Source organism: Labrys miyagiensis, assembly GCF_030160835.1.
GTDB lineage: Bacteria > Pseudomonadota > Alphaproteobacteria > Rhizobiales > Labraceae > Labrys > Labrys miyagiensis.
In genome coordinates, this window is the sequence record NZ_BSPC01000022.1 from 84816 (window position 1) to 97423 (window position 12608).

Sequence of the window (12608 nt, forward strand, 5' to 3'; positions counted from 1 at the left end):
GCACTCGCCGGCGATGACAAAATAGTTTGTCAGGATTTGTATATATCGTGCGACGAGCATGACTGTGGCGCGATCGTTTATCCGGAGGCCCTATGATCGATAATGCTTCCGAACGGCCCCTACATGCTCTGATCAGCCTGCAGGCCGTTTCACGTCTCGACAGCGTCGCAGTCACGTGTGGGGACGCGTCCATAACTTTTGGTGAGCTGGAGGCCCGATCCAACCAGCTTGCGCATCGTCTGCTGAAAATGGGCGCCGGCCACGGGCGTCTGATTGCGATCGGCCTCGAACGTTCGATCGATATGGTGGTCGGATTGCTGGGTATTCTCAAATCCGGCGCCGGCTATCTGCCGCTCGATCCCGGTTACCCGCGCGAGCGGCTGGTGTTTACCCTCGATGATGCCAAGCCGGTGGCTTTTGTAACGACATCGACGGGTCGTCCGTCCTTGCCGGAGAGCAATGTGCCCGTCGTCCTGCTTGATTCGGACGCCGCGAGCCTCGCTGAGGAGCTCTCGACAGTTCCCGACATCGCTGAGGATCTCGATTCGCTTGCCTATGTCATCTACACCTCCGGCTCCACCGGGAAGCCCAAGGGGTGTCAGGTCACCCATCGCAATGTGGCGCGTCTGTTCAGCGCGACAGAACATTGGTTTGGTTTCGGCTCGCAGGACGTCTGGACCTTCTTCCATTCGCATGCCTTCGATTTCTCCGTGTGGGAAATCTGGGGGGCGCTGATCTATGGCGGCCGGGTGGTGGTGGTGCCTTATGTCGTCAGCCGATCGCCCGCCGAGTTCCTTGATCTCCTGGTGCGCGAGAAGGTCACGGTGCTCAACCAGACGCCATCCGCCTTCCGCACGCTGATCGAGGCGGACAGGCGCAGCAACCATCAGCCGGGAAGCCTCAGCCTGCGCTATGTCATCTTCGGCGGCGAGGCGCTGGAATTGCAGATGCTGCGTCCCTGGTTCGCCCGCCATGGCGACAGGAGACCCCAGCTCGTCAACATGTACGGCATCACCGAGACCACGGTGCATGTCACCTATCGGCCGATCAACCTGGCGGATCTCGACGAAAACCGCGGCAGCGTCATCGGCGTGCCGATCCCCGACCTCACCGTGCATGTGCTCGACGAAGCGCGCACGCCCACGCCTCGGGGCGAAGTGGGGGAGATGTATGTCGGCGGCGGAGGCGTCTGCCTCGGCTATCTCAACCGTCCCGAACTCACGGCCGAGCGCTTCATCGAATGGCGTTCGCCGGAGGCGGGCACGCTGGAGCGTCTCTACAAGACGGGCGATCTTGCCCGCCGCCTGGCGGATGGGGATCTCGAATATCTCGGCCGCAGCGACGACCAGGTGAAGATCCGTGGCTTTCGCATCGAGACCGGCGAGATCGAGAGCCAGCTCGTCCAGCATCCCGGCGTGAACGCCTGTGCCGTGATTGCCCGCAAGGACGGCCTGGGCGGCGAGACCCGTCTCGTCGCTTATGTCGTGCCGGCCGCCACGCCGGCCACAGTCGCCGAATTGCGCGCGCATCTCGCCCAGACGCTGCCCGATTACATGTTGCCCTCGGCCTTCGTCGAGCTGGGGGCGCTGCCGATGACGGAGAATGGCAAGCTCGACCGCAAGGCACTCCCGGCTCCCGCCATAGCGGTAAGCCCCATCCTTCCTGAGGCGCGCGACGAGCTTGAGCAGAAGATCGCCACCATCTGGGCTCGCGTGCTGGGTATTGCGCAGGTGAGCACGAGCGTGAACTTCTTCGACCAGGGTGGCAGCTCGCTGCAAATGGTGACTGTTCTCAATGAGATTCAGGAAAGTGTTCATCCACACCTTCGCATGAACGATCTGTTTGAGCGGCCGACGATCAAGGCGCTGGCCGCCTTCATCCGCGGCAGCGCCACGCCCCAGCCGGCCGCCCTCAACGCGGGGCAGTTGCGAGCCAGGCAGCAGGCGGAGGCGCTCCAGCGCCTGCGCCAGCGTCAGAGCGGGGGTGCGAAATGAGCGATCCCTTCGACAACGCACCCTCCGGCGAGCTGCCGCTCAACGCGGTGGCCGTCATTGGCATGGCCGGGCGCTTCCCCGGCGCGCGCAATGTCGGCGCGTTCTGGCGCAACCTCTGCAACGGCGTCGAATCGATCACGCGTTTCGAGGACAGCGAGCTCGAGGACAGCTACGGGCAGGAAGTTCGCCGCGCCCCGAATTTCGTGCGCGCCCGGCCGATCCTGCCCGATGTCGAGTTCTTCGATGCGCCCTTCTTCGGCATGTATCCCCGGGAGGCGGAGCTGACGGATCCGCAGCATCGCGTCTTCCTCGAATGCGCCTGGGAGGCGCTCGAGGATGGCGGTTATGATCCGGCGAGCTATCCCGGCGCCATCGGCGTGATCGCCGGATGCAGCATGAACACCTATTTCCTCCATCATGTCGTGGGCAATCGCGGCGTTTCGGAGGATTTCACCAACGCCTTCCAGGTCGGGCAATATCCGATGCTGCTGGGCGCCAGCGGCGAGTTCCTCGCGACGCGCGTCTCCTACAAACTCAACCTCAACGGGCCGAGCTTCACGCTGAACACCGCCTGCTCGACCTCACTGATGGCGATCGCCCAGTGCTGCCAGCAATTGCTGCTCTATCAATGCGACATGGCGATCGCCGGCGGCGTCTCCATCACCTTCCCCCAGAAGCGCGGCTATCTCAGCCAGGAAGGTGGCATGGTCTCCGAAGATGGCCATTGCCGCACCTTCGATGCCGACGCCAATGGCACGGTGTTCGGCAGTGGGGCGGGCGCGGTGCTTCTGAAGCGGCTGGAGGATGCGGTTGCAGACGGCGACCATATCTACGCCGTGGTGCGCGGCACCGGCGTCAACAATGACGGTTCGGCCAAGGTCGGCTTCACGGCGCCGAGTTCGGACGGGCAGGCCAACGCCATCATGATGGCGCATGCCAATGCCGGTATCGAGCCTACTTCGATTTCCTACGTCGAATGCCATGGTACGGCGACGCCGCTCGGCGATCCCATCGAGATCGCGGGCCTCACCAAGGCGTTCCGCGCCACGGGTGACGAGACGAAGCAGTTCTGCGCCATCGGCTCGGTGAAGAGTAATATCGGCCATCTCGATGCGGCGGCCGGCGTGGTCGGCTTCATCAAGACGGCATTGAGCCTGCAGCATCGCCTGCTGCCGCCGACGTTGCATTTCAAGAAACCGAATCCGCGCCTCGATATCGAGAATACGCCCTTCTTCGTCAATGCGGCGCTGAACGAATGGCCCGCCGGGTCGGAACCACGCCGGGCCGGTGTCAGCGCCTTCGGTGTCGGCGGCACCAATGTCCATATCGTGCTGGAGGAAGCGCCCGAACGTCCCGTGCCGGTGGCTGCCTCCCAGGTAGAGGTGCTGACCCTGTCGGCTCGCAGCGAAGCGGCGCTCGGCAAGGCCCGCTCCGCATTGGCCGATCACTTGCGCCAGACACCCGATCTCCCGCTCGCCGAAGTCGCGCATACGCTGCAAGCCGGACGCAGGGTTTTCGATTATCGCTGGTCCGCCGCGAGCCGCGATCTCGACGGCGCCATCGCCGCCCTCGGCAATGCCGCGACCGCCCGCGCCGTGAAGGCCACCGCCGATCCCGGCGTGCTGTTCATGTTCCCGGGCCAAGGCTCGCAATATCCCGACATGGCGCGGGGCCTCTATGATGGGAATGCCGGCTTCCGGGCCGATATCGACCGCTGTGCCGATATCCTGCGTCTCTATCTCGAACGGGATCTGCGCGAGGTGCTCTATCCGGCCGAGCGCCGCGAGGATGATCACAAGGAGCTGGCGGCGACCTGCTATGCGCAGCCCGGCATCTTCTCGGTCGAATATGCATTGGGTCGGCTGTGGATGAGCCGGGGCATCCAGCCCCGTGCGATGATCGGCCATAGTGTCGGTGAGTTCGTCGCCGCCTGCCTCGCCGGCGTCTTCACGCTGGAGGACGTGCTGCCGCTGGTGGCGACGCGGGGGCGGCTGATGCAGGACCTGCCGCCAGGCGGCATGCTGGCGGTGCGTCTGCCCGAGGCCGAACTGACGCCGCTGCTCGACAAGGATCTCGCCATCGCCGCCATCAACGGCCCTTCGCTGTGCGTGGCTTCCGGCCCGTATGAGGCGATCGACCGGCTGGAGACGGTGCTCAAGGAACGCAATGTCGTCAGCCGGCGGCTGCACACCTCGCACGCTTTCCATTCGCCGATGATGGATCCGATCATCGAGCCCTTCACCGGGCATGTGCGCAAGCTCGCGCTGCAAGCCCCGAGCATTCCTTACGTCTCCGGCGTCACCGGCCAGTGGATCACCGTGGCGGAGGCGACCTCGCCCGATTACTGGGCGCGCCATTTCCGCCAGCCCGTTCGCTTCGCCGATGGCCTGGGACTGCTGCTCAGCGACGCGAATGCCGTGCTGCTGGAAGTCGGCGCCGGCAATACCCTGACCTCGCTGGCCCTGCAGGGCGCGGCGAAGGGCAGGGTGGTCGTGCCCTCTCTGGGCGATGCCCAGCGCGAACGGCCGGACGAGGACAGCATGGCCGAGGCCCTCGGCCGCCTGTGGGCCGCCGGCGTGCCGGTGAATTGGTCCGGTCTGCGCGATGGCGCACAGCCCCGGCGGGTTTCCCTGCCGACTTATCCTTTCGAGCGCGAGCGCCATTGGGTCGATGCCCCCAAGCCCGCCCAGAACGCCCCGCAGAATGCCCCCTTGGCCGCGGCCATGGCCGAAGCCCGAGTTTCAACCGATGCGACGCCGCTTCCTGTCGGCGCGACCATGGATACCAGCCTGATGCCGTTGCCTGAGCAAGCCGCTATGCCCGACGCGAATGCCCGCGAAAACGCCATCCGCGCCGTCGTGGTTTCGATCTTCGAAGACCTGTCGGGCGAGGATGTCGGCTCGGCTCCCGCCGGCACCACCTTCCTCGAGATGGGCTTCGATTCGCTCTTCCTCACCCAGGCGGCGCAGGAACTGCTCAACAAGTTCGGCTTGAAGATCACCTTCCGTGCCCTGCTGGGAGATCTCGGCAGCATCGACGCCTTGACGAGCTATGTCGCCGCGACCTTGCCGCCGGAGAAATTCGCCCCTGCCGCCGCTCCGGCTCCCGTCGCCCCGGTGGCGGCCGCAGCCGTTGCTGCTCCCGTTGCAGCCCCTCCCGTCGCTGCCGCGGCTTCTTTCGCTCCCCTGGCCGCAGCCGTTCCGCTCGGAGCCGGTGGCGGCGTCGAGGGCCTGATGCGCGACCAGTTGCAGATCATGGCGCAGCTGATGCAGCAGCAGCTGGAGACTCTGCGGGGCGGGACGGCCATGCCGGCGGCGGTGATCGCACCGGTTCAGCTTTCTGCTCCTCAGCCTGTTGCCCCTGCGCCGGTGCCCGCCGTACCGGCACCGCCCGCAGCTCAGGAGGCGGGCGACAAGGATCTGCCTTCGCGCTTCGCCGTCTACAAGAACACCCAGAAGGCGCATGACCAGGGCATCGACGCCCGCCAGCGTGCCCATATCGAGGCGCTGACCGCCCTCTACAGTGCCCGCAGCCCCGGCTCCAAGCGCCTCACGCAGGACTACCGCAAGGTGCTCGCCGATCCGCGCGCCGCCTCCGGCTTCAATCCGGACTGGAAGGAGATGGTCTACCCCGTGGTCGCGTCCCGTTCGAAGGGCTCGCGCATCTGGGACGTCGACGGCAATGAATATATCGACCTGGTCAATGGTTATGGCCAGACCATGTTCGGCCATGCGCCCGACTTCGTGGTCGAGGCTGTCGACCGCCAGCTCAAGGAAGGTTTCGCCATCGGCCCGCAATCGGTGCTGACCGGCAAGGTCGCAACGCTGTTCTGCGAGATGACCGGCAATGACCGCGTCACCTTCTGCAACACCGGCTCCGAAGCTGTGATGGCCGCCATGCGCGTCGCCCGTACGGTGACCGGCCGCCAGCGCGTGGTGACCTTTGCCGGCGATTACCACGGCCAGTTCGACGAGGTGCTGGTCAAGGGCCAGGTGCGCAAGGGCGAGCACCGCTCGCTCCCCGTTGCGCCAGGCATCCCGCCCCAGTCGGTCGAGAACGTCACGGTGCTGGAATATGGCTCCGACGAAGCGCTCGCCTGGATCCGCCAGCACGCCGGCGAACTCGCCGCCGTGGTGGTCGAGCCGGTGCAGAGCCGCCGTCCGGATCTGCGGCCGGTGGAGTTTCTCAAGCAGGTTCGCGCCATCACGCAGGAGTCCGGTGCGGCGCTGGTATTCGACGAGGTCGTCACCGGCTTCCGCATGCATCCGGGCGGCCTGCAGGCCATCTTCGGCATCAAGGCGGACCTTGCCTGCTATGGCAAGGTGGTGGGTGGGGGCCTGCCGGTCGGCGTGCTGGCCGGCAAGTCAAGCTTCATGGATGCGCTCGACGGCGGCACCTGGAGCTATGGCGATGATTCCTATCCGGAAGTCGGCGTCACCTTCTTCGCCGGCACTTTCGTGCGCCATCCCCTGGTGCTGGCGGCGCTGCTTGCCGTGCTGGAGCATATGAAGGCGAAAGGCCCGGCCCTGCAAGAAGACGTCTCCGCGCGCATGGGCCGGCTGGTCGACCAGCTCCAGGCCTGCTTCGCCGAGCGCGGGCTCAGCCTGCCGACCCCGGTGTACAGCAGCATGTTCTATATGCAGCCGAGCCATGACTACCGCTTCGGCAGCCTGCTTTATTATCATCTGCGCGCCCGCGGCGTGTACGTGCATGAGGGCTTCCCGTGCTTCCTGACCACGGAGCACACGGATGACGACGTCGCGCGCATCGTCCAGGCCTTCCGCGAAAGCATCGAGGCGATGCAAGCCGACGGTCTGCTGCCGACGGGCGAAGCCGTTGCGGTGAGCGCGCCGCTTGCGGCCGTCCCGGCGCCCAGGCCCGCTACGCCCACCGGCCCGATTTCGCCGACTCCCTCGCAGACCGAGGTTTGGTTGTCGGCTCAGCTCGGCGACGAGTCGTCCTGCGCCTTCAACGAATCGATCAGCCTGCGCTTCGACGGCGCCCTCGATGCCGGCGCCCTGGCATCGTCGCTCAATGATGTGCTGGAGCGGCACGATGCTTTGCGCGCCAGCTTCGACACCACCGGCACGCTCATTCATTTCGCGCCGGCACTCCAGCTCGACCTGCCGGTCATCGACCTCTCTGGCGAGGCCTCGCCGGAAGCGGCGTTGAAGGGGCGCATCGAGGAAGACGCCAAGACGCCGTTCAACCTCGTCGGCGGTCCGCTGGTGCGGGCGCAGCTCCTGCGCCTTGCCACTGACAAGCATGTGCTGGTCTTCACGGCCCACCACATCGTCTGCGATGGCTGGTCGGTCAATGTGCTGATCGGCGAACTCTCGGAGCTCTACCGCGCCAAACTCGAAAAGACGCAGCCTGTGCTGGCCGAGCCTCTGCCCTTCAGCCTCTATGCCCAGAGCGAGCAGCAGAGCGCCGGTTCTCCCACCGACGAAGCCTATTGGATCGACCAGTACCGCACCGCACCGCCACCGCTCGAACTGCCGACCGACCGTCCCCGTCCGCCGATCAAGACGTTCAACGGCGGCTCCGTGCCGTTCACCATCGACAAGCCGCTCTACGACGCCGTGAAGAAGGCGGGGGCCAAGCGCGGCAGCACCCTGTTCGCAACCCTGCTTGCCGCCTTCGAGATCCTGATGGGCCGGCTTGCGGGCCAGAACGAGGTCGTGGTGGGCATCCCCGCTGCCGGCCAGTCGTTGATCGAGGACGACCGGGCGCTGGTCGGGCACTGCGTCAACCTGCTGCCGTTGCGCGCGAGCTGGCAGGACGGCGTGAGCTTTGCCGATTTCCTCGCCGCGACCAGGCAGAGTGTGCTGGATGCCTATGATCATCGCAGTTGCACGCTCGGCACCATCCTGCGCAAGCTTACGCTGCCGCGCGATGCCAGCCGCCTTCCTCTTGCCGAAGTCCAGTTCAACCTGGAACGTCTCGGCGGCGATCTTGCCTTCCCGGGCCTGAAGACCGAGATTTCGGCCAATCCGAAGAGCTTCTCGACCTTCGACCTCTTCGCCAATGTGACGGAGTCGGCGAACGGGCTGCGCGTCGACTGCGACTACAACGCCGATCTTTTCGACGAGGTCACCATCCTGCGCTGGATGGGGCATTATCGTAACCTGCTGCAGGCGATCGCCGACGACATCACGAAGCCTGTCGACGTGCTGCCGCTGCTGGCGTCGGGTGATGCCGTCGCCACGCTGGACGGGCCGGCCTTGCCAGTGCCCTCCGAAACGCGCCTGAATACCGTCCACGGTCTCTTCGAAGCCCAGGTTGCGGCTACGCCGAGCGCTGATGCGGCATTTTTCGAGGACGAGACGGTTGACTATCATGAGCTCGACCGCCGGGCCGGACAGGTTGCCGCCTGTCTTGTCCAGCGTGGCGTCGCGCGTGGCTCGCGCGTGGCGGTGCTGGTCGACCGCTCGGTCGATATGCTGGTGGCGCTTCTCGGCGTACTCAAGGCCGGCTGCACCTATGTGCCGCTCGCTACCAACCATCCGCCGGCGCGCCTGATCTCGATCATCGAAGAGGCCAAGGTCGCCGCCGTGGTGACGCAGGCTGCCCATGCCGGGCTGGGCTTCGGGCCTGCCACGGTGATCCGGCTCGACAGCGAGCGCGATGCCATCGCTTCACTTGCCCCTCTTGCGGCGGGCGCGATCGAGGTCGGCGGCGATGACCTGGCCTATGTGATCTTCACCTCCGGTTCGACGGGCAAGCCCAAGGGCGTGGAGGTCAGCCATGGCAGCGTGGCGAACTTCCTCGCATCGATGCGCATCGAGCCTGGCTTCAGCGCCACTGACCGACTCCTCGCCGTGACGACGATCTCTTTCGATATCGCGGCGCTGGAGCTCTACCTGCCGCTGGTCACCGGCGGCAGCGTGGTAATTGCGCCGCAGAGCGACACGGCGGATGGCTTCGCCCTGTTGAAGCGCCTCAACGAGAGCGGCGCCACGGTGATGCAGGCTACACCGATCACCTGGGTGATCCTGCTGGAGAGCGGCTTCAAGCCTTCGCCAAAGCTGAAGATGCTGTGCGGCGGCGAAGCCCTGCCGCGCAGCCTTGCCGACCAGCTGGTCCAGAATGGCGGCGAGCTCTGGAACATGTATGGGCCGACGGAGACCACGATCTGGTCGTCCATTGCCCTTATCAAGCCGGGTCCCGAGCCGATCACCGTTGGCCAGCCGATCGCCAATACCCAGTTCCACATCCTCGACAAGTTCGATCGCGTGGTGCCCGTGGGCGTGGTGGGCGAACTTCATATCGGCGGCGACGGCGTGGCGCGTGGCTATTTCCGGCGGCCGGAGCTGACGGCGGAGAAATTCATCGCTGATCCAATCGCCGGCAAGCCCGGCGCGCGTCTCTATCGCACCGGTGATCTCGCGCGCCTGATGCCAGGGGGGCGTCTGCAACTGCTTGGCCGCAACGACCATCAGATCAAGCTGCGGGGCTTCCGTATCGAGCTCGGTGAGATCGAGGCAGCATTGGGCAAGGCAGGCCTTGACGTGGCGGCGGTGATCCTGCGCGAAGACACGCCCGGCGATCCGCGCCTGGTTGCCTATTTCGAGGCGCCCGAGCAGAAGGCACCGCGCATCGAGACGTTGCGCGCCGCGGTGGCCGAGACCTTGCCGGATTACATGGTGCCGGGCCAGTGGGTTCGGCTCGACGTGATGCCGCGCAATACCAGCGGCAAGCTCGATCGTCGTTCCCTGCCCAAGCCCGACAATACGTTGCTCGAGGCGCAATCGACTTATGTGGCGCCCAATAACGAAATCGAAACCACGCTCGCGCAAATTTGTGCTGAAGTATTGGGGCAGTCCAGGGTAAGTGTCGAGGATGATCTCCTGGCGCTGGGAGCTGATTCGATCCATATTTTCCAGATCGTGGCGCGAGCCAACCAGGCGGGGCTCAGCCTCTCGGCCAAGACTCTCCTGCAGAACCGCACCATCGCCCGGGCGGCCGCGACCGTTTCAGCGATCGCGCCACCGGCGGACCGGCCAGAACTACCCCAGCTCGTACGTGTCGCCAGGGCTGGGCGTCGCGCCGGTGGAGCGGCTGCTGCGGCGATCAGCACTTTGCAGTACCCTGAGCGGTGATGTCTATGTCCAATACGGATCCTGGAAACAGCGGCGGGAAGGATCTTCAGGTCCAGGAGGCCGAGATCTACGAGTTCCCGTGCTCCCTGGCGCAGAGCCGTTTCTGGGTGCTCGACCAGATTACCCCGGAAAACCCGGCCCTGAATGTCGCCGTGCGCTGGCGCCTTCAGGGGCGCATCGACGTGCCTGTCCTCCAGCAGGCTCTGAACGCCGTAATCGATCGGCATGAGATCCTGCGTACCGCCTATCGTGACGTCGATGGCGAACCCGTGCAGCTTGTCATGCCCGAAGCCTTGCTGCAGCTGCCGGTCATCGACCTCACGCTGCTGCCCGAGCGGGCGCGGCTGGAGGAACGGGAACGCATCAGCCTGATCGAGGCGCGCAAGCCCTTCGACCTGACGGCGGTTCCCAATCTGCGGGCGACGCTGCTGAAGGTCGGCGCCGAAGAACACATCATCCTGGTGACCGTCCATCACATTGCCAGCGACGGCTGGTCGGTGGGCATCATCGCCCGTGACATGATGGAATTCTACGAGGCCAGCCTGAAGGGCAGGGCACCGCAATTGTCGGATCTGCCACTGCAATATGCCGACTTCGCGGTGTGGCAGACCGAGTGGATCAAGGTCGACGATCTCAAGGCCGAGCGCGACTATTGGACGACGCAACTGGCGGGCTTTCAGCCTTTCGACCTGCCGACCGATAAGCCCCACAGCGCGGGCTCCGCGCCGGCGGTCATCGCCGGACGCCAATTGCCGCGCACGCTTACCGATGCCATGACCGCCCTGGCCACGTCCGAGGGCTGCACCTTCTTCATGGTGGGAGCGAGTGCGCTGGTCGGCATGCTTTACAGTCTGACCGGGCAGGAGGACATCACCCTCGGCACGCAGATCGCCGGGCGTGACCGTGTCGAGCTCAACAATGTCATCGGCCCCTTCATCAACACGGTGCCCCTGCGCGTCGATGCCGGAGGGACCCCGAGTTTCCGGCAGTTGCTGGGCCGCATGCACGACGTGATCGAAGGCGCCCTGGTCAACCAGCGCATGCCGATCGAGGACATCGTCGCCATCGTCAAGCCGATACGCGATCCCGGCCGCAATCCGCTCTTCTCGGTCAATGTGATCTGCCAGCGTTCGTTCATTCCAACCGATGTACGGCCCGACCTGACGCTGATCGACATGCCGTCCGTGTCGCCGGGCGCGCTCTATGACCTGAACTTCTTTTTCGTGGAACGCCCCGACGGCTGGCGCATGTCCTGCGAATACAACACCTCGCTCTACAATGCAGCGACGGCGGAGGGCTATCTCCTGCAATTGCACGGGCTGCTCGAAAGCTTCATTGCCGATCCCGATCAGCCGATCCCTGAGAGGCAGGCGGCTCCTGCGCGCGCCATCCAGCCGGTGCGGCCGCTCCTGCAGGCCCCCACCATCCCGGCGACCACACGCGAAGGGGTGGAGGCGCAACTCGCCGAGATCTGTAAGACGGTGCTGAAGATCCCGACGCCCGGCCGCACCGATAATTTCTTCGCGCTCGGCGGCCACTCGCTCACCGCGTTTCGCCTGCTGTCGCGCGTCGAGAAGATCTTCGACAAGCGCATTCCCTTCGAGGATCTCTACACCTATCCCACCATCGCAGGGCTGGCGAACCTTATTGTCGGCGAGCCTGAGGCCCAGTCCGACAACGTTGTCGTGATGCAGCCGCTTGGCGACAAGACGCCGATCCTGGCGGTGCACGACACTTTCATCTTCCAGGATCTCGCCGATCGCCTGGGAGGAGACCGTCCGTTCATCTCCATTCCGGTCCCGGATTTCATCGAGACCCGGCCGCAGATTCCCTATTCGGAACTGGCGACCCATTATCTGCGCGCCATCGAGGAAGTCCGCCCCAGGGGCCCCTATATCCTTCTCGGCTTCTGCTTCGCCGCACGTCTCTCCTTCGAGATCGCGCGCCAACTGGTCGCGAAGGGCGAGCGGGTCGAGCTTCTCGTGGCCATCGATGCATGGGCGCCGAAATATCTGATGCGCCAGTCGCGGCTCAGGGCCTTCCTCGCCGAATTTTCCTATCGCATCCAGAAGCTGGGCTTCTATGTCGGCCTGTTCTTCAAGGGTGCGGAGGGACGCAAGAATGCACGCCGGCGCATGGGGATGTTCAGCAGAAAGCTTCTCGCCGCCATCGGGCTGAACTCGAAGCCCGATGCCGACATCGACGAGATCACGCAGCGCAACAAGTGGATCGACCAGGCCGGGCATAGCCAGGAAACCAAGCAACTGCCGGTCCCGATCCTCTCGATCCACAATGCCGACATGCCGCTGGGGGCCTTCCTCGACAAGACGATGGGCTGGCAGGCGCTGACCACCGAGCACGTCACCATGGCGTCTGTCCCTGGCAGCCATAGCGATCTCCTGCGGCGGGCTGGCTCGACGACCATCGCCAATATCATCAATGCTACGTTGAAGCGGCAGCCCGGCCAGCAATGAGGCGCTGGCCGCTCTCCGCTGCAGGCCTCAGGAAGCGC

The 12608-nt window shown here is 65.1% G+C and carries 3 protein-coding genes; all 3 read left to right on the plus strand.

The window, feature by feature from the left end; genetic code table 11:
- Window positions 1-92 precede the first annotated feature (92 nt).
- Genes QQL24_RS11810 through QQL24_RS11820 form a run of 3 tightly spaced genes read left to right on the plus strand, consistent with a single transcriptional unit; the run spans window position 93 to window position 12570 of the window.
- Window positions 93-1994, plus strand: a complete 1902-nt coding sequence (locus tag QQL24_RS11810) for an amino acid adenylation domain-containing protein (protein ID WP_284312250.1) — start codon at window positions 93-95, stop codon at window positions 1992-1994.
- On the plus strand, window positions 1991-10096 hold the full coding sequence (locus QQL24_RS11815) for a non-ribosomal peptide synthetase/type I polyketide synthase (RefSeq protein ID WP_284312251.1): 8106 nt from the start codon (window positions 1991-1993) through the stop codon (window positions 10094-10096). Before QQL24_RS11810 ends, QQL24_RS11815 begins: the two co-directional genes overlap by 4 nt.
- A gap of 5 nt (window positions 10097-10101) precedes the next feature.
- Window positions 10102-12570, plus strand: a complete 2469-nt coding sequence (locus QQL24_RS11820; protein ID WP_284312252.1) for a condensation domain-containing protein — start codon at window positions 10102-10104, stop codon at window positions 12568-12570.
- Window positions 12571-12608 lie beyond the last annotated feature (38 nt).